This window comes from Amycolatopsis sp. NPDC049252 (assembly GCF_043197175.1).
Taxonomy (GTDB): Bacteria; Actinomycetota; Actinomycetes; order Mycobacteriales; family Pseudonocardiaceae; genus Amycolatopsis.
The window spans coordinates 59,977-78,234 of the sequence record NZ_JBICSQ010000002.1; the positions used below are offsets into that span (position 1 = coordinate 59,977).

An 18,258-nucleotide genomic window follows, 5' to 3' on the forward strand; every position below is an offset into this window, starting at 1 on the left:
GTTACACAGGGGGTTCGGGGGGTGTGTAACCTATCTGAGCAGTGGTCGTTGGGCCCAGGAGGCTTCGCCTAGTCTGGTCTATGGCGCCGCACTGCTAATGCGGTTGGGGGTAACCCCCCCTCCCGGGTTCAAATCCCGGAGCCTCCGCTGGTACTCGGTTCGCCGGGTGCTAGGTTACAACTGAACACGCGCCCGTAGCTCAGCTGGATAGAGCATCTGACTACGGATCAGAAGGTCAGGGGTTCGAATCCCTTCGGGCGCACGTCTGGTTGAGACAGCACTGGAGCCCCCTCGCAAGAGGGGGCTCTTTTGTGTTCCCGGGCGACTGTTTCGGCACCGGAACCTGTGCCGAAACCGCGGTCGCCGATCGATCGGCTCAGGGCGCCTCGCCGCTGCTTTGCGTAACTGGACTGGACCAGTGTACGGGCAACGCCGATCACGGATATCAGCCGTTCAGCCGCCTTTCGGCACTCTCCGTACTGGTGCTTCCATAATTGGTCTGGACCACGTACCGTCTTCGCAAACGGCGCAAAAACACCAACTGGTCCCCGTCGGTGGTGTTCGTGAACGCCGTGCCCGGAACGTCGCACATGCACCTGCGTCAAGGGAGACGAATGTCCAGAAAGAGATGGCACCTCCTCGGTCTGTTCACCGCGGTCGGCGCGATCACCGTCGGCCTGATCACCGTGCCGGCCAGCGCCGCCGGTGGGGTCAGCGCCAGCTACACCAAGGGCTCCGACTGGGGCACCGGCTACGAGGGCAAGTACACGATCGCCAACGGCTCCGGCTCGACGCTGGCTGCCTGGACGGTGGAGTTCGACCTCCCGTCCGGCGCGAAGATCGCCTCCCTCTGGGACGGCAGCTACACCGCGGCCGGCCAGCACGTCACCGTCAAGAACAGCTGGAACGGCAACGTCGGCAACGGCTCGACCGCCAGCTTCGGGTTCAACGTCAGCTACTCCGGCACCTACTCCGCGCCGGCGAACTGCAAGCTGAACGGCGGCTCGTGCGACGCCGGCGGTGGCACCCCCACCACCACGCCGACGACCCCGACCCAGCCGACGACCACCCCGACGACCCCGACCACGCCGCCGACGACAACGACCACCACGCCGCCTCCGCCCGGTGGCCTGAAGAACGTCGGCTACTTCGTGCAGTGGGGCGTCTACGGGCGCAACTACCACGTCAAGAACATCGAGACCTCGGGCTCGGCGAACAAGCTGACCCACATCAACTACTCCTTCGGCAACGTCACGAACGGCCAGTGCTCGGCCAACGACGACCCGTACGCCGACTACCAGAAGACCTACGACGCCGCGGGCAGTGTCGACGGCGTCGCCGACACCTGGGACCAGCCGGTGGCCGGCAACTTCAACCAGTTGCGCAAGCTGAAGAAGCTGCACCCCGGGCTCAAGGTGATCTGGTCGTTCGGCGGCTGGACGTACTCCGGTGGCTTCGGCCAGGCCGCGCAGAACGCCGCCGCGTTCGCGCAGTCCTGCTACAACCTGCTGAAGGACCCGCGCTGGGCCGACATCTGGGACGGCATCGACATCGACTGGGAGTACCCCAACGCGTGCGGCCTGAGCTGTGACACCAGCGGTACGGCGGCGTACAAGAACCTGCTGTCCGCGCTGCGGTCGAAGTTCGGCTCGTCGTTCCTGGTCACCTCGGCCATCTCGGCGGACGGCAGCAACGGCGGCAAGCTCGACGTCGCCGACTACGCCGCGGCCGCGCCGTACGTCGACTGGTTCAACGTCATGACCTACGACTACTTCGGTGCCTGGGCGCCGCAGGGGCCGACGGCGCCGCACTCGCCGCTCACCAACTTCGCGGGCATCCCGACGGCCGGGTTCTACTCCGACGCCGCGATCCAGAAGCTGAAGAGCAAGGGCGTCCCGTCGAGCAAGCTGTTGCTGGGCATCGGGTTCTACGGCCGCGGCTGGACCGGCGTCACGCAGAGCACCCCGGGTGGCACGGCGACCGGCGCCGCGCCGGGCACGTACGAGGCGGGCATCGAGGACTACAAGGTCCTGAAGAACACCTGCCCGTCGACCGGTACCTTCGCCGGCACCGCGTACGCCAAGTGCGGCAGCAACTGGTGGAGCTACGACACCCCCGCCACCATCGGCGGCAAGATGTCCTACGCCAAGCAGCAGGGCCTCGGCGGCGCCTTCTTCTGGGAGCTGACCGGCGACACCACCAACGGTGAGCTGATCACCGCGATGAAGAACGGCCTGTCGTGAAAAGCCGCTGGTTGTCGGCGCTCGGGCTGGCGGCCGCGGCCGCCACGGTCGGTGCCGTGTTCGTGATCGCTCCGGCGAACGCGGCGGGCGGCGTGTCCGCGACCTTCGGCAAGGGCTCCGACTGGGGCACCGGCTACGAGGGCAAGTACACGATCGCCAACGGCTCGGGCTCGGTGCTGCCGACCTGGACGGTGGAGTTCGACCTGCCGAGCGGCGCGAAGATCGCGTCGCTCTGGGACGGCAGCTACACCGCGGCCGGCCAGCACGTCACGGTCAAGAACACGTGGAACGGCAACGTCGGCAACGGCGGTAGCGCGAGCTTCGGCTTCAACGTGACGTACTCGGGTTCGTACGTCGCGCCGTCGAACTGCAAGCTCAACGGTGGGTCGTGTGCGGCCGGGGGGACACCTCCCACCACGACGACACCGCCGCCTACGACGACGCCCCCGCCGACCACCACGCCCCCGAACCAGCCGGGCGGGCGCGGCGCGCCGTACCTGTACCTGGGCTGGGGCAGCCCGCCGAACCCGCAGACGGTGATGAACGCGACCGGGGTCAAGTGGTTCACCATGGCGTTCGTCAACGCCTCCGGTGGCTGCAACCCGGCGTGGGACAGCAGCCGTCCGCTGACCGGCAGTGCGGACGCCACCGCGATCGCGCAGATCAAGGCGGCGGGCGGCCAGGTGGTGCCGTCGTTCGGTGGCTGGAGCGGCAACAAGCTCGGCCCGAACTGCTCGACGCCCGCCGCGCTGGCCGGCGCCTACCAGCAGGTGATCAACGCGTACGGCCTCAAGGCGATCGACATCGACATCGAGAACTCCGACGAGTTCGAGAACGAGGCCGTGCAGGACCGCATCCTGAACGCGCTGAAGATCGTGAAGCAGAACAACCCCGGGATCCAGACGATCCTGACCTTCGGCACCTCGACGACCGGACCGAACTACTACGGCAACCGGCTCATCGACCAGTCGAAGGCGCTGGGCGCCGGAGTGGACATCTACACGATCATGCCGTTCGACTTCGGCGGCGGCTCGAACATGTACCAGAGCACGGTGAACGCGGCGAACGGCTTGCGGGACAAGCTGAAGTCGACGTTCGGCTGGAACGACGCCACGGCGTACAACCACGTGGGCATCTCGGGCATGAACGGCCTGTCCGACCAGCAGGAGCTGACCGATCTTTCGACGTGGACCCAGATCACCAACTGGGCCAAGACGAACAAGATCGGCCGCCTGGCGTTCTGGTCGGTCAACCGTGACCGCGGGTGTCCCGGCGGCGGTGTGCAGTCGGCGTGCAGCGGCATCGCGCAGAACGACTGGGACTTCACCAGGGTGACGGCGGGCTTCTGACGCCGTCCTGAAGAGGCCTCCTTGCCGGCTCCCCGGGCCGGCAAGGAGGCTCTTTTCCATACCGGGCGGATTCTGTCCGGTATTGGCCCTAGCGTCGTCGGCATGACCACGAAGATCGCTTCCCTCCGCATCATCACCGACGACGTCGCGCGGCTCGTCGGCTTCTACGAGCACGTCACCGGCCTGACCACGACCTGGGCCACGCCGGACTTCGCCGAGATCGCGACGCCGTCGTTCACCCTGGCCATCGGCAGCACGCGCACGGTCGGCATCTTCGCGCCCGGCTCGGCGCGCCCGGCCGACAACCACAGCGCGATCGTCGAATTCCTCGTGGACGACGTCGACGCCGAGTACGACCGGCTCAAGCAGGGCGAGCTCGAGTTCGTCAACGAGCCCACGACGATGCCGTGGGGCAACCGCTCCCTGCTCGTGCGCGACCCGGACGGCACGCTGGTCAACCTCTTCACGCCGGTCACCGAGCAGGCCGTCGCCAAGTGGGCGCGCTAGTGGCCCACGAAGAAGTGCCAGCCCACCCACCACCAGGCCAGCACGAACGCGATCCGCGCACTCCGCCGTCGCATCACCACGGCCAGCACGCTCGTCAGCTTCGGGATCCGCTTCGGCACCAGGTGGCTCGCCGCCCAGAGGCCGATGGCGGCCAGCACGATCAGGCCGAAACCCAGCTCGGTGACGACCCGGCTGCTCACGATCGCCTCGCCGTGGCCGCCGCGCGCAGCATCGCGACGCCCGCCGCGAACCAGCCCGTGATGGCCAGGGCCTGGACCCAGCGGCTCGTCAGGAGCGGGTCGACCAGGTCGCTCATCGTCGGGTGCGTCAGCGACAGGCCGCCCGCGGCCTGCTCGAAGACGAACGACAGCAGCTCCCAGCCGCACCAGCTCAGCGCCACCGCCGACCACACCCACGCCCGGTGCGGTACCGGGCGGTCCGCCGGCAGCGACGGGTCGCGCCATTCGGCGAACAGCGCGACCAGGCCGATCACGGAGACCGCGATCGCCACCGGGACGCTGTCGCGGCCGAACGCGAGCACCAGCACCCCGGCCGCGACGACCGCGATCCCCGGCACGCGGAACGGCTCGTCGAACTCCGCGACGGTGTCGGCCCGGGGGCGTTCGGTGATCAGGAGCAGCAGGGTGACGCCGAGGAAGATCAGCGCGTCCGCGGGTGCGCCGCGGATCCAGTGTGCGATCGCGGCGAGGACGAGCGCGATCACGGGGAGGTCGACGGAGAGCCTGCGAGACGATCGGCCGGGGAAGCCCAGAGCCATGGTGGTAGCTCCTTCGGGTCAGTACTTGTCGTTCCTAACCAAAAAGGCCGTACCAAGCCAGCGGATTCCCCCGTCGGGGCCACGAACGGGTCTCAGAGTGTCTTGACGGCGTCCCCGATCGCCTCGTCGAGGATGGACAAACCGAGGGAGATCTCCTCTTCGGACGCCGTCAGCGGCGGGGCGATCCGGAACACCCCGCCCATTCCGGGCAGCTGCACGATGTTCATGTGCAGCCCCAGTTCGAGGCAGCGGCGGGTGACGCGCGCGCCCAGTTCGTCCGAACTGCGCTTGGTTTCCCGGTCCACCACCAGTTCCAGGCCGGCCAGCAGGCCGCGGCCGCGGATGTCGCCGACGACCTCGTGCCGGTGCGCGATCCGCTCGAGGCCGTGCCGGAGCAGGCCGCCCAGCTGCAGGGCGCGCTCGTCGAGGTGGTCGCGAGCCAGGACGTCGAGCACGGTGTTGCCGACGGCGGCGGGCAGCGGGTCGGCGACGTGCGTGGTGAAGAACAGGAACCCGCGGTCGTGCGCCTCCTGCTCGATCTCGGCGCTGGTCAGCACGGCGGCCAGCGGCAGGCCGGCGCCGAGCGTCTTGGACAGCGTGAGGATGTCCGGGACGACGCCGTCGCGCTCGAAGGCGTACCAGTTCCCGGTGCGGCAGAGGCCGGTCTGGGCCTCGTCGACGATGAGCAGCATGCCGCGCTCGCGGCACTTCTCCCGCAGGGCGGCGAAGTAGCCGGGCGGCGGCTCGATGATGCCGCCGGAGCTGAGGATCGGCTCGACGATGCACGCGGCCAGGCTGCCGACCGACTGCGCGTCGATCATCTCGAACCCGAAGTCGAGCTGGCGGCGCCAGTCCAGCTTGCCGTCGGCGTCGGTGAAGTCCGGCCGGTACGCGTTGGGCGCGGGGATGGCGAAGTTGCCGGGCGCGGCGGGCCCGTAGCCCTTGCGGCCGGCGCTGTAGGTGGCGCTCGCCGCGGCCTGCGTCATGCCGTGCCAGGACCGGGCGAACGAGACGATCTCGTGCTTGCCGGTGACGAGCTTGGCCATCCGGATGGCGGCTTCGTTGGATTCGGCCCCGGTGGTCAGCAGCAGCGCCTTCTCCAGCGGCGCCGGGAGCGTCTCGGCGAGGCGGCGCGCGAGGTCGACGACCGGGCGGCTCAGCATGCCGCTGAACAGGTGGTCGAGCTTCGCGGCCTGCCGCCGGACCGTGTCCACGATCTCGGGGTGCGAGTGCCCGAGGATCGCGCTCATCTGGCCGGACGTGAAGTCGAGGATCCGGCGGCCGTCTTCGGTGAAGACGAAACTGCCTTCGGCGTGGTCGATGATTTCGTGGGTGAAGGCGCCGCCGTAGCGCACGAGGTGCTTGTCGGCGTCGGCCCAGAAGACGTCTGCGGAGGTGGTTTCGGAAGTCGGAGCAGCCATGCCTTGACGGTAAGTCCGGTTCGAGCGTCACGTCCATCTCACAATTCCGACTTTCTTGTTCGGTTCCCCTGCACAACAATGGGCCGATGTTGAACCCGTGGCGCCTGCGGCTCCTGAGCCGCCTCGACACCCTGGGCACGGTCCGCGCGGTCGCGCAGGACGCGAACCTCAGCGCGTCGAGCGTGTCGCAGCAACTGGCCGTTCTCGAAGCGGAAACCCGCACCCAGCTGCTGGAACGCACTGGCCGCCGGGTCCGGCTGACGCCCGCGGGCCTGATGCTGGCGCGGCGCGCGCGGGCGATCCTCGACCACATGGACACGGTCGAGGCGGAGCTGCGCGGCCTCGGCGACGAGCCGGTCGGCCTGGTCCGCCTCGGCGCGTTCCAGAGCGCGATCCACACGATGGCGGTCCCGGCGGTGACCCGCCTCGCGGCGGCGTACCCGCACCTGGACGTCGAGCTCCTGGAGCTGGAACCGCACGAGAGCATCCCGGCCCTGCGCGGCGGCGACGCGGACGTCATCATCACGACGACCGACTTCGTCGAGCTGCCACTGGGCCCGGACCTGGACATCGTCCCGCTGGCCACCGACCCGATCGTGCTGGTCACGGCCACGGGCGGCCCGCCCGTCTCCCTGGCGGCGTTCGCGGACGAGCCGTGGGCACTGGACGTCCCGCAGTCGTACATGGCGAACCTGACGCTGCGCCTGTGCCGCGAGTCCGGTTTCGAGCCGCGGGTGGTGTGCCGCTTCGCCAACTACCTGATGACCCTGCAGCACGTCGAGGCCGGCCTGTCGATCGCGCTGCTCCCGGGCCTGGCGGTGGACCGCCGCTATCGGGTGGCGACCCGGGAGCTGACGACGCCGGTGAACCGCACGATCGTGGCGGCGGTGCGTCGCGGGTCGCCGCTGCGCGCGGCGGTGAACGTGGTCCTCGACGCCCTGCGGCAGCAGCCGGACCTGCCGGCGCTGGCCGAATGGTCCGGTGTGGGCGCAGACTGAGCCCGTGCGGGTGGCCGTCCGGGTGTTCGGGGTTGTGCAGGGCGTGGGGTTTCGGCCCTTCGTGCACCAGCTTGCCTCGCGGCTCGAGCTTTCCGGTTTTGTGGGAAACGACGTGCGCGGGGTTTTCGCCGAGGTCGAAGGGGAGGCCGTCGAGGCCTTTCTGGCGGCGCTCAAGACCGAAGCGCCGCCACTGGCGGTGGTCGACGAGGTTCAGGTCCGGGAAATCGCGGCGAAGGGTGACGTCGGGTTCGTCATCGTCGAGAGTCCGGGTGGGGGCGTTGCCGACACCCTGATCTCCGCTGACTCCGCCACCTGCGAAGACTGCCTGCGCGAGCTGTGGGATCCGCGCGATCGGCGTTATCGGTATCCGTTCATCAACTGCACCAACTGCGGACCCCGGTTCACCATTGTCACCGGAGTTCCGTACGACCGGCCGTGCACGACCATGGCCGGGTTCGAGATGTGCGCGGAGTGCAAGCGGGAGTACGAAGATCCCGGGGACCGGCGGTTTCACGCCCAGCCCGTCTGCTGCCCCGCCTGCGGGCCCACCCTGCGGTTCGAGCCCGGAGGTGGTGACGCGATACAAAAAGCCGCCGAGGCATTGGCGCAGGGTGCCGTGCTGGCGGTAAAGGGGCTTGGGGGTTATCACCTCGCCGTTGGCGCGAGGCATGAAGAGGCCGCCTGGAAGTTGCGGGCGCGGAAACATCGGGAGGACAAGCCCTTTGCCGTCATGGTCGCCGATTTGGCGCAGGCCAGGGAACTCGCCGAGGTGGGCGAGGCCGCGGAAACGGCGCTGAGCAGCCGGCAACGGCCCATTGTCTTACTGCCGAAGAAGGGGGAGCTGGCCCAGGCTGTCGCGCCGGGGAATCGGCGGATCGGAGTCATGCTGCCCTACACGCCGCTGCACCACCTCCTGCTCGAAGAGACCGGCCCGATCGTGCTGACCAGCGCCAACGTCTCCGACGAGCCCATCGTGTACCGGGATGAGGAACTCAAGCGGCTGGACACCATCGCCGACGCGGTGCTCACCCACGACCGGCCCATTCACATCCGGACCGACGATTCCGTGGTGCGGATCGTGCGGAACCGAGCGCAGCTGCAACGGCGTTCGCGGGGTTATGCGCCCGAGCCCGTCAGCCTGAAACACGCCACGAAACTGCACCTGCTCGGTTGTGGTGCCGAACTCAAGAACACCTTCTGCCTGGCGAAAGGCCGCCACGCCTTCGTCTCGCACCACATCGGCGACCTCGAGAACTACGAGACGCTCAAGTCGTTCACCGAAGGCATCACCCATTTCGAACGGCTCTTCGCCGTCGACCCCGTGCTCATCGCGCACGACCTGCACCCCGAGTACCTGTCCACGAAGTACGCGCTCGAGCGGGACGTCGAGCTGCTGGGCGTGCAGCACCACCACGCCCACATCGCCTCCTGCCTGGCCGACAACCGCGAGGACGGGCCCGTGCTCGGTGTCGCCTTCGACGGCACCGGGTTCGGGCCCGACGGCACCATCTGGGGCGGCGAGTTCCTGCTCGCCGACCTCACCACCTACGAGCGCCTCACACATCTGAGGCAGGTGCGGATGCCCGGTGGGGCGCAGGCCATCCGGCAGCCCTGGCGGATGGCCGCGTCCTATGTGGACGCGCTGGGGCGGCCCGCGCGGGAGGACGTCGTGAAGCTCATCCGCAGCGGCCTCAACTCACCGCTGACGTCCAGCGCGGGACGCCTTTTCGACGCGGCCGCCGCGTTCCTCGGCGTGCGGGAGACCGTCAACTACGAAGGTCAGGCCGCCATCGAGCTGGAGCAGCTGGCCGACCCGGCCGAGACGACCGCCTACCGGGCGCGGATCGACGACGTCGTCCACGGTGAGGACCTCATCGCCGCTCTTCTGGACGACTCCGCCGCCACGGCGACGAGAGCCGCGCGGTTCCACAACGGCGTCGCCGACGCCATCGCCCGGACCTGCGACCGGTTCCGCGAGCGCAGCACCACCGTCGCGCTGTCCGGTGGTGTGTTCCAGAACGTCCTGCTGCTCGACCGGACCGTGGAACGGCTGGAACAGCTGGGGTTCCGCGTGCTGACCCACCGCCGGGTGCCGGCCAACGACGGCGGGATCAGCCTCGGGCAGGTTGCCGTAGCCAGTCGTACCACTCGGTGAGGCCGTCGCCGCGGGTCGCGCTGACCTGCAGAATCTCCGCCTTGGGGTTCACTCGGCGAGTGTCCTCGACGAACTGCGGGACGTCGAAGTCCACGTACGGCAGCAGGTCGACCTTGTTCAGCAGCACCAGGTCCGTCGCCGCGAACATGTGCGGGTACTTCAGCGGCTTGCCCGGCCCCTCGGTCACCGAGAGGATCACCACGCGCGCCGCCTCGCCGAGGTCGAACAGCGCCGGGCAGACCAGGTTGCCGACGTTCTCGATGAACAACGTCGACCCCGGCGACGGCGCCAGCGAGTGCAGCGCCCGGTGCAGCATCGACGCGTCCAGGTGACAGCCGGCGCCCGTGTTGATCTGGACGACCGGGGCGCCCGTGGCCTTGATGCGCTCGGCGTCCAGCATCGTCTCCTGATCGCCCTCGACCACCGCGCACGGCGTGTCCAAGAACCGGATGGTGCGCTCCAGCAGCGTCGTCTTCCCGGCGCCGGGCGAGCTCATCAGGTTGATCGCGAAGACGCCGGACGCACGCAGGTGCGTGCGGTTGTGCTCGGCCAGGTCGTCGTTCTTCGCCAGGATGTCCTGCTCCAGCAGCACTGTGTGCGTCTGGTCGGTGATCCGGACTTCCGAGTCGGAACAGCCGCACGTGTCGCACATGTCAGACCACCTCCACCGATGTGATGCGCAGTTCGCGCCCGGCCAGCACTTCGACGTTCGCGCTGGTGCACGGGCAGAGCAGGATGAAGTCGTCCAGGGTGAACTCGGCGCCGCAGTCGCGGCAGCGCGCCCGCCCGGACGGCTCGTCGATCTCCAGGCGGGCGCCGTCCAGCGACGTCCCGCTGCACAGGACGTCGAAGCAGAAGCGGACGCTGTCCGGCACCACGCCGGACAGCCGCCCGATCTCCAGCCGCACGCTCTTGACCGTCGCGTCGCCCAGCTTGGCGACGATCGCGTCGACGACCGACTGCGTGATCGACATTTCGTGCATTCAGCAGATCCTCGGCAGCGGGTCCCCGACCAGCAGGTCCACGATCCGGGTGCCGCCGAACGCGGTGTTCAGCAGCACCAGGCCCGGCGGGTCGTCGGCGACGCGGCCGATCACCGCCGCGTCCGCGCCCAGCGGGTGCGCGCGCAAGGCCGCCAGCGCGTCCGACGCCTGTGCGCCGTCGACGACCACCACGATCCGGCCTTCGCAGGCGACGTACAGCGGGTCGATGCCGAGCAGCTCGGACGCGCCGCGGACCTCGGTGCGGACCGGGATGGTGCTCTCGTCGACGACCACCGCGACGTCCGCCGCCTTGGCGATCTCGTTGAGGATCGTCGCGACACCACCGCGGGTCGCGTCCCGCATCGCGCGCACGCCCGGGACGGCGGCCAGCAGCCCGGCGACCAGGTCGTGCACCGGCGCGGTGTCGGACTCCAGGTCGGCGTCGATGTCCAGCTCGCCGCGGGCCAGCATGATCGTGACGCCGTGGTCGCCGATCGGCCCGGAGACGAGGACGGCGTCTCCGGGCTTCACGGTGGCCACCCCGAGCCCGGTGCGCGTGAGGACGCCGACGCCGGCGGTGTTGATGTAGACGCCGTCGGCCTTGCCGCGCTGCACGACCTTGGTGTCGCCGGTGACGATCTGGACGCCGGCGGATTCGGCCGCCGCCTTCATCGACTCGACGATCTTCAGCAGGTCCTCGACCGGGAAACCCTCCTCGAGGATGAACCCCGCGGTCAGGTACAGCGGCCGCGCGCCGGAGACGGCGAGGTCGTTCACCGTGCCGTTGACCGCCAGGTCGCCGATGTTGCCGCCGGGGAAGAACAGCGGCGACACGACGTAGGAGTCCGTCGTCAGCGCGAGCCGGGCGTCGCCGATCGTCAGCGACGCCGCGTCTTCCAGGGGTTCCAGCAGCGGGTTGCGGAACGCGTCCAGGAACACGGCCTCGATGAGCGTCTGGGTCGCCTTGCCTCCCGCGCCGTGCGACAGCGTGATGCGCTCTTCGCGGACCTTCGCGCGCCGGCGCCGGGCGCGGTCGATCCGGTCGAGCACCTGCTGCTCGCGGTCGGACGTCGTCATCGGCACCGGGATCGTCGAGCGCCGCTCAGACGTGCTCATGCCGGCTCGCCTCCCGGACGCGCGTGCGGCTGAACCGCCCGAAGTTGTAGTACGCCGCGCAGGCGCCTTCGGGTGAGACCATGCACGTCCCGATCGGCGTCTCCGGCGTGCACGCGGTGCCGAACACCTTGCACTCCCACGGTTTCAGCACGCCCTTGAGCACCTCGCCGCACTGGCACGCCTTCGGGTCGGCGACGCGCAGGCCGGGGATCTCGAAGATCCGCTCGGCGTCGAAGGACGCGTACTTCTCGCGGACGGCCATCGCCGAGTGCGAGATGAACCCGAGGCCGCGCCACTCGAAGTACGGCCGCAGCTCCATCACCTCGTTGATCGCCTTGAGCGCGACCATGTTCCCGTTCCACGGAACGACCCGCGAGTACTGGTTCTCGACTTCCGACCGCTTCTCGGACAGCTGGACCATCAGCATGTAGATCGACTGCAGGATGTCCAGCGGTTCGAACCCGGCGACGACGACGGGCTTGCCGTAGTCGCGCGCGATGAACTCGTAGGGCCGGCAGCCGATCACCGTCGAGACGTGCCCCGGTCCGATGAAGCCGTCGAGCCGCAGGTCGGGGGAGTCGAGGATGGCCTTGATCGCCGGGATGATCGTGACGTGGTTGGCGAAGACCGAGAAGTTCTCGATGCCTTCGGCGGCCGCGCGCAGCAGCGTCATCGCGGTGGACGGCGTGGTCGTCTCGAAGCCGATGGCCATGAACACGACCCGCAGGTCCGGGTTCTGCCGGGCGATCTTCAGCGAGTCCAGCGGCGAGTACACCATGCGGATGTTGGTACCCTCGGCGTTCGAGTCGAAGAAGTTCCCGCCGGAACCGGGCACGCGCATCATGTCGCCGAACGACGTCATGAGCACGCCGGGCTGGCGCGCGATGTGGATGGCGTCGTCGACGCGGCCCATCGGGATCACGCACACCGGACAGCCGGGCCCGTGCACCAGCGTGACGCTCTCGGGCAGGTAGTCCTCCAGGCCGTGTTTGTAGATGGTGTGCGTGTGCCCGCCGCAGACCTCCATGAACTTGTACTGGCGGCCCGGCTCGCACAGCGACGTGATCTTCGCGGACAGCGCCCGCGCCTTCTCCGCGTCGCGGAACTCGTCGACGAAACGCATGACGACTCCTTATTCGATCTGGGATTCCAGCAGCGCGGCCATTTCGTCCTCGTACGCCTTGCCGATGCTTTCGAGGAAGTCCAGCGCGGCTGCCGCCTCCGCTTCGTCTATTTTGGACAGTGCGAAGCCGACGTGGATGAGGATCCAGTCGCCCGGCACCGGCGGGTCGTCGTCCAGCAGGCCGATGTTGATGAGCCGCTTGACGCCGCTGACCGAGACTTTCGCGAGGTCCGGTCGATCCTCGCTGATCTCGATGATCTCGCCCGGAATCCCGAGGCACACGGCGCTACATCCGGCTCATCTCGAGGTACCGCCGGACGTCGGGTTCGACGAGCTTGACGACGTAGGTCGCCCCGCCCAGCAGCACCAACAGCAACAACAGGCGTTTCATTTGTCAGACCTCCGTGGTCTCTTTTTCAGGCAGAGTCGGGCTGGTGCCCCAAGCGAGTTCGGTGACGGCCCGGACCGCGGCCGGCACCGCCGCCTCGACCTCCGGCGAGAGCCCGATCCCTTCGTCGAGGCACCCGGGTTCGCAGCCGACGATCAGCACGCGCCCGGCGTCCCCGCCGAGCAGCCGCAGCAGCCGGAACACCGCCTCGGGCTGCATGCCGTGGGCGTCGATCGAGGCCGACGCCGCCAGGTCGTCGACGTCGGCTTCGATGAGCGAGAGCGTGCCGGGCGGCTTCCCGTGCGGGGTGGCGTCGAGCAGGATGGTCGTGTCGTAGCCGCCCAGCAGGTCGTAGGCCAGGTGCATGCCCGCGATGCCGTAGTCGGCGATCTGCACCCACTCCGGCAGTTCGGTGCCCTCGAGCTCCTTGATCACCTCGACGCCGAAGCCGTCGTCGCTCAGGAAGATGTTGCCGATGCCCGCCACCAGCACTCGTGGCCTCATTCCGTGACCTCCCATGGCTCGATCTCGTCGGGGGAGAAGTACCGGTACCGGCCGTGGGCGTGCTGCAGGTCGGCGCCGGGGTCGTCGTCGAGGGTCACCGCGACGTGCGTGCCGCCGTCCACATCGGACAGGATGAGCCGGACGGTGGCGGCCCGGCCGGTGAGGAACATGTCCTGGGCATCGGTGCCGCGCAGGTTCGGCCGCAGCCGCACACGTGATCCCGCGGTGACGCGGACGCCCGCGACGGTCACCGAAGGCTCGACCGGCCGCACCGACCGGACGGCGCCGTGCAACCGTTCGAGAAGCTCCGGCGGCATCGTGTCGACCCGGTCGACGATCGCCGCCGCGCGCGGGTCGGTGGCCCGGGCCTCGCGTTTCTCTTCGTCGGTCAGGGTCATCGTGCGCAGCGTGAGGATCTCGTCGATTTCGGTTCCGTCGAAGAGGTCACCCGGGCTTTCCGGCGCGATCGCCGGGTCGTCGTAGAGGATGATCGGCGACGCGAGCATCACCGTGCTGCGCGAGGTGTCGCCGATCAGCACCGGCCAGAGGCGTTCCTGCCGGCACGCCTCGACGGCCGGCTTCGCCCACTCAGGCGGGTCCAGCATCGAGAGGAAGTGCCCGGTGTCGACGCTGAGCACGAGGTGGGCGGCGAGCAGCGCGTGCCGGAGAGCGTGCTCGCGGACGCCGTCGGCGGGCCACGACGTCGTGTTGTGCAGCTCGACGTGCAGCCGGGTGCCGCCGAACGGCCCGTCGAGCGGGTCGACCCGGACGGTGAGGACGCCGGACAGCTCGTTCGTGCCCGGCCGGTCGCCGGGCACGTGGAACGGCGTTTCGACCGGGAGCTCCGAGAGCGGCAGCTCGAAGTCGATCTCGTGCTCGAGGGCTTCGTCCCACGTGCGGTCGGCGGTGGTCCGGGTCAGGGCCTGCAGGAACCGCAGCTTGACGTGCAGGATCGTGTGCGCGAGCGGCTCCAGCAGGCACTCGACGCGCGCCGACGCGTGCTCGCCGATGTCCGCCGAAGCGTACGACGGCGGCATCAGCACCCCCCACTGCCAGCGCACCTTGTTCTTCCCGGCCGACGCGCGGTACGGGTAGAGCAGGTAACCCTCGTAGAGCACGGCGTCCCCGACCGCGCGGGCCTGGTCGAGCACGTTCACGGCTCACCGGCCAGCAGTCGTTCCATCGCCGCTTCCCAGGTCGGGATCGCGTGCCGCGCCTTGTACTTGAGCAGCGCGTCGACGGTTTCCTTGGGCAGCTTGATCCACGCGACGTTCGGGAAGTAGCGCTCGACCAGCTCGTCCCACACCTTCACCGGCATCCGGTACTCGGCCTGGGTGTGCCACGGCACCTGCTCCACCCAGAACCCGGGCCCGCCCTTGCCGAACACCGTGCCGCTGAACAGCAGCACCATCGGCACGACGCCCTCGGTCAGCGCGTGGAAGTACTTGCCGGCCGCGACTTCCAGGTCGTAGGTGCACGGGACCTCGGCGTCGATCTCGGTGGCGCCGCTGAAGCCGGGCACCATGACCGACACCGTCGTGAACTGGAACGGCTTGAGCGTTTCGCCCCAGCGGGAGCGGTCGCCGAAGAGGTGGGTGAGCAGCTCGGACTCGTCGTCGGCGTAGCGGCGCCGCTGCGGTTCGATGCGGATCTGGACGCGCAGCACCATCGCGTGGATCGGCTGCCCGGACAGCTCGGTGATCCGCAGCTTGAACGCCAGCGTCGGCGACGCGGCGTACTTCAGCGGCTGGACGTCGATGCAGTCGAAGGTCAGCTCAGCCATCCGCCACGACCTCACTGCGTTCCCGCAGGTTCGCGAAGAAGCCGTCGATGGCCTCGTGCGCCTCGGTGCCGCCGTCGAAGCCGCGCCACGTCGTCCGGACGATCCCGACCAGCTCGTAACAGACGTCGATCGGCACCAGGAAGCACTCGAAGCCCAGGTCGAGCTTGTTCAGCAGCAGCGCTTCGACGTCGTCGGCGACGTCGGCGAACCCCGGCGTCTCGGCCAGCAGCTCGTCCCAGGTGCCGAGCGGCAGGAGCGACTCGGTCGCCCCCGCCGGGCTCGGGTAGAACGCGACGGTCCGGTCCTGCACCGAGTTGCGGAACAGGAACGCCGTCTTCACCGGGATCCCGGTCGACTCCCACAACGCCGTGCCGGGGCCGAACCGCGGGGCGTGCCGGAACCGCTGCGGCACCGCGCGGTGCCGCTTCCCGCCCGCCCCGCGGTGGGTGAAGAGCAGGTAGCAGCCCCGGCACGTGCACATGATCGCCCGGGATTCGAGGTCGATCACGTGCCCGTGCTCCCCGCCGATCGGCTCGGCGCACAGCTCGCACCGTTCGCCGGGTGCCGTCCGCTGGACGGGGTTGCGGAACCGGCGCAGTCCGCCCGTCACGGGACCTCCACGGGGCAGTCGACCAGCGGCAGCAGCGGACGTCCGCCCGGGCCGGTCTGCTCGGGCACCACGCCGGCCACGACGACGTCGGAGATCTCCGGCGCCGCCTCCCGCACCACCTTCTCGATGGCGTACTTCGCGGTGACGGTCGACGACGGGCAGCCGTCGCAGGTGCCCTGCAGCTGCAGCTTCAGGACGCCTTCGCTGTCGATCTCGACCAGCTCGACGTCGCCGGCGTGCGAGCCGAGGAACGGCCGGACCTTGTCGAGCGCCTCGGCGACGCGCTCGTGCGTGGACTTCGGGTGCAGGTCGTGCAGCACGAGCAGGCCCCGGACGTGGTCGTCCTCGGCCAGCCGGTCCAGCAGGGGGCGGTCGACGATCTCCATGATCCGTTCCAGCCCCGCGCCGTAGAACTCGAGCAACGTGTGGACGAGCTCCTCGGCGATCTCGGCGTCCGGGCCGGAGAACTCGCCCAGCAGCCGCTCGATGCGTTCCCCGACCTGGCCGACGTCCGTCATGCGATCTCCCCGCCGAACGCGTGCGGGGTGTGCAGCCGTTCGACGACCTTGCCCTTGCCGGTGTACATGTGGACGCCGCAGGGCAGGCACGGGTCGAAGCTGCGGACCGCGCGCATGATGTCGATGCCCTTGAAGTTCTCCTGCGTGTTCTCCTCGAAGATCGGCGTGTTCTGCACGGCGTCCTCGTACGGCCCGGGCGTGCCGAAGTTGTCGCGGACGCTGCCGTTCCACGGGGTCGGGGGGTACGGGTGGTAGTTCGCGATCTTGCCGCCCTTGATCACCATGTGGTGCGACAGCACGCCGCGAACGGCTTCGGTGAAACCGCAGCTCACACCCTCGTCCGGGACCTTGAACGGCTCCCACGTCTTCGTGTTGCCCCGGCGGACCTCACCCAGCGCCTGCTCGGCGAAGTGCAGCGCCATCGCGGCCGAGTACGCCTGGAAGTACGTCCGGGCGCGGTTGCGCTCGAGCGCGTTGCTCCACTGCGGGATCTTCCACTCGAAGCTGACCTCGGGCTTGGTCGCCGTGCGCGGCAGGTTGATCGTCACGCTGTGCCCGGTCGACTTGACGTACGGCGTGTCGACGAGCCCCGCCAGCGCGGTCACCCACAGGCGCGCGATCGGGCCGCCGCCGGTGTCGAGGGCCAGGTGGTCCTGGCCGTCGAACCAACGCGGCGACATCGTCCACGAGTACTTGCTGTCGAAGTCGCGCTTGGCCGGGCGCGGGATCGTGTGCTGGTTCCACGGGTGGCGCTGGTCGACCGGGTTGCCCAGCGGGTCCTGCGTGACGAACATCGGCTGGTCGGCCCAGTCCTCGTAGAACGAGCTGCCGAGCAGGATCCGGATGCCGAGGTTGATGTCGAGCAGGCTGGTGGTGACGAGCTTGCCGTCGACGACGACACCGGGCGTCACGAACATCTTCCGGCCCCAGGACTCCATGTTCTCGTAGCTGAAGTCGCAGTACTCCGGGTTGTTCAGGCTGCCCCAGCAGCCGAGCAGGACGCGTCGCCGGCCGACCTCTTCGTAACCGGGGATGGCTTCGTAGAAGAAGTCGAACAGGTCGTCGTGCATCGGCAGGCAGCGCTTCATGAACTCGACGTAGCGCATGAGCCGGGTCAGGTAGTCGGTGAACAGCTGCACGGTGGCGACCGTGCCGACGCCGCCCGGGTACAACGTGGACGGGTGGACGTGCCTGCCCTCCATCAGGCAGAACATCTCGCGTGTGCTCCGGGAGACCTGCAGCGCCTCCCGGTAGAACTCGCCTTCCAGCGGGTTCAGCGAGCGCATGATGTCGCCGATGGTCTTGTACCCGTGGTCGCGCGCGTGCGGCGCTTCGGTGCGGTTGGCCTGCTCCAGGACCCCGGGGTTGGTCTCGGCGACCATCTTCTCGCAGTAGTCCACCCCGACCAGGTTCTCCTGGAAGATGTTGTGGTCGAACATGTACTCGGCGGCCTCGCCGAGGTTGAGGATCCACTCGCCCAGGTGCGGCGGGCGGACGCCGTAGGCCATGTTCTGGGCGTACACCGAGCACGTCGCGTGGTTGTCGCCGCAGATCCCGCAGATCCGGCTGGTGATGAAGTGCGCGTCGCGCGGGTCCTTGCCCTTCATGAAGATGCTGTAGCCGCGGAAGACCGACGACGTGCTGTGGCACTCGACGACGCGCTTGGCGGCCCAGTCGATCTTCGTGTAGATCCCGAGGCTGCCGACGATCCGGGTGATCGGGTCCCAGGCCATCTCGACGAGGTCGGTCCGGCCCTTGGTGCTCACGCCCTTGTCCGTCATA

General features: G+C 69.0%; 20 protein-coding genes and 2 tRNA genes. 7 read left to right on the plus strand and 15 right to left on the minus strand.

Translation table 11 applies throughout. The features are described from left to right. Window positions 1–57: 57 nt before the first annotated feature. The 5 genes from ACGFMK_RS03020 to ACGFMK_RS03040 all read left to right on the plus strand — a co-directional run bounded on the left by ACGFMK_RS03020 (window position 58) and on the right by ACGFMK_RS03040 (window position 4,099). Window positions 58–147: transfer RNA gene (locus ACGFMK_RS03020), tRNA-Ser, on the plus strand. Between the two features lie 41 nt (window positions 148–188). Further along, window positions 189–262, plus strand: a tRNA-Arg gene (locus ACGFMK_RS03025). Window positions 263–614: 352 nt separating this feature from the next. Beyond that, window positions 615–2,243 carry a glycosyl hydrolase family 18 protein gene (locus ACGFMK_RS03030; RefSeq protein ID WP_392757878.1) on the plus strand — a complete coding sequence of 543 codons (1,629 nt, stop codon included), beginning with the start codon at window positions 615–617 and terminating at the stop codon, window positions 2,241–2,243. Then, a complete protein-coding gene (locus tag ACGFMK_RS03035) occupies window positions 2,240–3,592 on the plus strand; it encodes a cellulose binding domain-containing protein (RefSeq protein ID WP_392757882.1) in 1,353 nt (450 codons plus the stop codon). The genes ACGFMK_RS03030 and ACGFMK_RS03035 overlap by 4 nt, the downstream gene beginning before the upstream one ends. Window positions 3,593–3,694: 102 nt before the next feature. After that, complete coding sequence (locus ACGFMK_RS03040; protein WP_392757885.1) at window positions 3,695–4,099, plus strand: VOC family protein; 405 nt, start codon at window positions 3,695–3,697, stop codon at window positions 4,097–4,099. Here ACGFMK_RS03040 and ACGFMK_RS03045 read toward each other — a convergent pair. The 3 genes from ACGFMK_RS03045 to ACGFMK_RS03055 form a co-directional block, all read right to left on the minus strand. Continuing rightward, a complete protein-coding gene (locus ACGFMK_RS03045) occupies window positions 4,096–4,299 on the minus strand; it encodes a DUF6186 family protein (protein WP_392757888.1) in 204 nt (67 codons plus the stop codon). The genes ACGFMK_RS03040 and ACGFMK_RS03045 overlap by 4 nt on opposite strands. Next, window positions 4,296–4,877, minus strand: coding sequence for a hypothetical protein (locus ACGFMK_RS03050; protein WP_392757890.1), 582 nt, complete (start codon window positions 4,875–4,877; stop codon window positions 4,296–4,298). The genes ACGFMK_RS03045 and ACGFMK_RS03050 overlap by 4 nt, the downstream gene beginning before the upstream one ends. A 92-nt stretch (window positions 4,878–4,969) precedes the next feature. After that, window positions 4,970–6,298: an aspartate aminotransferase family protein gene (locus tag ACGFMK_RS03055; protein ID WP_392757893.1), complete on the minus strand. Its 1,329-nt coding sequence runs from the start codon at window positions 6,296–6,298 to the stop codon at window positions 4,970–4,972. Window positions 6,299–6,384: 86 nt separating this feature from the next. Here ACGFMK_RS03055 and ACGFMK_RS03060 point away from each other — a divergent pair, with 86 nt between their 5' ends. Together ACGFMK_RS03060 and hypF are read left to right on the plus strand one after the other, a co-directional pair. Then, the gene (locus tag ACGFMK_RS03060; protein WP_392757896.1) at window positions 6,385–7,296 is read left to right on the plus strand and encodes a LysR family transcriptional regulator; all 912 of its coding nucleotides are present in this window, start codon (window positions 6,385–6,387) and stop codon (window positions 7,294–7,296) included. A 4-nt stretch (window positions 7,297–7,300) separates the two neighbouring features. Next, a complete protein-coding gene (gene hypF, locus ACGFMK_RS03065; protein ID WP_392757899.1) occupies window positions 7,301–9,451 on the plus strand; it encodes a carbamoyltransferase HypF in 2,151 nt (716 codons plus the stop codon). On the opposite strand, the gene hypB is transcribed toward hypF, so the two are convergent. From hypB to ACGFMK_RS03125, 12 genes are read right to left on the minus strand one after another with little or no spacing between them, the layout of a single operon-like run. Further along, window positions 9,408–10,103 carry a hydrogenase nickel incorporation protein HypB gene (gene hypB, locus ACGFMK_RS03070; protein ID WP_392757902.1) on the minus strand — a complete coding sequence of 232 codons (696 nt, stop codon included), beginning with the start codon at window positions 10,101–10,103 and terminating at the stop codon, window positions 9,408–9,410. The two genes, hypF and hypB, sit on opposite strands and share 44 nt — an antisense overlap. Window position 10,104: 1 nt before the next feature. Continuing rightward, window positions 10,105–10,434 (minus strand): hydrogenase maturation nickel metallochaperone HypA, encoded by a 330-nt coding sequence (locus ACGFMK_RS03075; protein ID WP_392757905.1) that lies wholly within the window; start codon window positions 10,432–10,434, stop codon window positions 10,105–10,107. Next, a complete protein-coding gene (hypE, locus tag ACGFMK_RS03080) occupies window positions 10,435–11,511 on the minus strand; it encodes a hydrogenase expression/formation protein HypE (protein ID WP_392758602.1) in 1,077 nt (358 codons plus the stop codon). A 25-nt stretch (window positions 11,512–11,536) separates the two neighbouring features. Beyond that, window positions 11,537–12,673 carry a hydrogenase formation protein HypD gene (hypD, locus tag ACGFMK_RS03085; RefSeq protein WP_326956280.1) on the minus strand — a complete coding sequence of 379 codons (1,137 nt, stop codon included), beginning with the start codon at window positions 12,671–12,673 and terminating at the stop codon, window positions 11,537–11,539. Between the two features lie 9 nt (window positions 12,674–12,682). Beyond that, window positions 12,683–12,955, minus strand: coding sequence for a HypC/HybG/HupF family hydrogenase formation chaperone (locus ACGFMK_RS03090; protein ID WP_392757908.1), 273 nt, complete (start codon window positions 12,953–12,955; stop codon window positions 12,683–12,685). 4 nt (window positions 12,956–12,959) lie between these two features. After that, window positions 12,960–13,064, minus strand: coding sequence for a DUF6893 family small protein (locus ACGFMK_RS03095; protein WP_392757911.1), 105 nt, complete (start codon window positions 13,062–13,064; stop codon window positions 12,960–12,962). A gap of 3 nt (window positions 13,065–13,067) precedes the next feature. After that, the gene (locus ACGFMK_RS03100) at window positions 13,068–13,565 is read right to left on the minus strand and encodes a hydrogenase maturation protease (protein ID WP_392757914.1); all 498 of its coding nucleotides are present in this window, start codon (window positions 13,563–13,565) and stop codon (window positions 13,068–13,070) included. Then, entirely contained in the window at window positions 13,562–14,722 is a 1,161-nt protein-coding gene (locus tag ACGFMK_RS03105) for a hypothetical protein (protein WP_392757916.1), read from the minus strand. The genes ACGFMK_RS03100 and ACGFMK_RS03105 overlap by 4 nt, the downstream gene beginning before the upstream one ends. Next, a complete protein-coding gene (locus tag ACGFMK_RS03110) occupies window positions 14,719–15,348 on the minus strand; it encodes a DUF6084 family protein (RefSeq protein ID WP_392757918.1) in 630 nt (209 codons plus the stop codon). The genes ACGFMK_RS03105 and ACGFMK_RS03110 overlap by 4 nt, the downstream gene beginning before the upstream one ends. Further along, window positions 15,341–15,958 carry a DUF5947 family protein gene (locus ACGFMK_RS03115; protein WP_392757920.1) on the minus strand — a complete coding sequence of 206 codons (618 nt, stop codon included), beginning with the start codon at window positions 15,956–15,958 and terminating at the stop codon, window positions 15,341–15,343. The genes ACGFMK_RS03110 and ACGFMK_RS03115 overlap by 8 nt, the downstream gene beginning before the upstream one ends. Next, window positions 15,955–16,476, minus strand: a complete 522-nt coding sequence (locus ACGFMK_RS03120; RefSeq protein ID WP_392757922.1) for a NifU family protein — start codon at window positions 16,474–16,476, stop codon at window positions 15,955–15,957. The genes ACGFMK_RS03115 and ACGFMK_RS03120 overlap by 4 nt, the downstream gene beginning before the upstream one ends. After that, a complete protein-coding gene (locus ACGFMK_RS03125) occupies window positions 16,473–18,257 on the minus strand; it encodes a nickel-dependent hydrogenase large subunit (protein WP_392757924.1) in 1,785 nt (594 codons plus the stop codon). The genes ACGFMK_RS03120 and ACGFMK_RS03125 overlap by 4 nt, the downstream gene beginning before the upstream one ends. Window position 18,258: the final 1 nt, after the last annotated feature.

Excerpts from the sequence above, each read along its gene's own strand:
- ACGFMK_RS03060 (WP_392757896.1), top strand. The coding sequence starts at position 6,385 with ATGTTGAACCCGTGGCGCCTGCGGCTCCTGAGCCGCCTCGACACCCTG.
- hypE (WP_392758602.1), bottom strand. The coding sequence starts at position 11,511 with ATGACGACGTCCGACCGCGAGCAGCAGGTGCTCGACCGGATCGACCGC.
- ACGFMK_RS03120 (WP_392757922.1), bottom strand. The coding sequence starts at position 16,476 with ATGACGGACGTCGGCCAGGTCGGGGAACGCATCGAGCGGCTGCTGGGC.
- ACGFMK_RS03110 (WP_392757918.1), bottom strand. The coding sequence starts at position 15,348 with ATGGCTGAGCTGACCTTCGACTGCATCGACGTCCAGCCGCTGAAGTAC.
- ACGFMK_RS03050 (WP_392757890.1), bottom strand. The coding sequence starts at position 4,877 with ATGGCTCTGGGCTTCCCCGGCCGATCGTCTCGCAGGCTCTCCGTCGAC.
- ACGFMK_RS03030 (WP_392757878.1), top strand. The coding sequence starts at position 615 with ATGTCCAGAAAGAGATGGCACCTCCTCGGTCTGTTCACCGCGGTCGGC.
- hypB (WP_392757902.1), bottom strand. The coding sequence starts at position 10,103 with ATGTGCGACACGTGCGGCTGTTCCGACTCGGAAGTCCGGATCACCGAC.
- ACGFMK_RS03040 (WP_392757885.1), top strand. The coding sequence starts at position 3,695 with ATGACCACGAAGATCGCTTCCCTCCGCATCATCACCGACGACGTCGCG.
- ACGFMK_RS03075 (WP_392757905.1), bottom strand. The coding sequence starts at position 10,434 with ATGCACGAAATGTCGATCACGCAGTCGGTCGTCGACGCGATCGTCGCC.
- ACGFMK_RS03055 (WP_392757893.1), bottom strand. The coding sequence starts at position 6,298 with ATGGCTGCTCCGACTTCCGAAACCACCTCCGCAGACGTCTTCTGGGCC.
- ACGFMK_RS03095 (WP_392757911.1), bottom strand. The coding sequence starts at position 13,064 with ATGAAACGCCTGTTGTTGCTGTTGGTGCTGCTGGGCGGGGCGACCTAC.
- hypD (WP_326956280.1), bottom strand. The coding sequence starts at position 12,673 with ATGCGTTTCGTCGACGAGTTCCGCGACGCGGAGAAGGCGCGGGCGCTG.
- ACGFMK_RS03125 (WP_392757924.1), bottom strand. The coding sequence starts at position 18,257 with ATGACGGACAAGGGCGTGAGCACCAAGGGCCGGACCGACCTCGTCGAG.
- ACGFMK_RS03100 (WP_392757914.1), bottom strand. The coding sequence starts at position 13,565 with ATGAGGCCACGAGTGCTGGTGGCGGGCATCGGCAACATCTTCCTGAGC.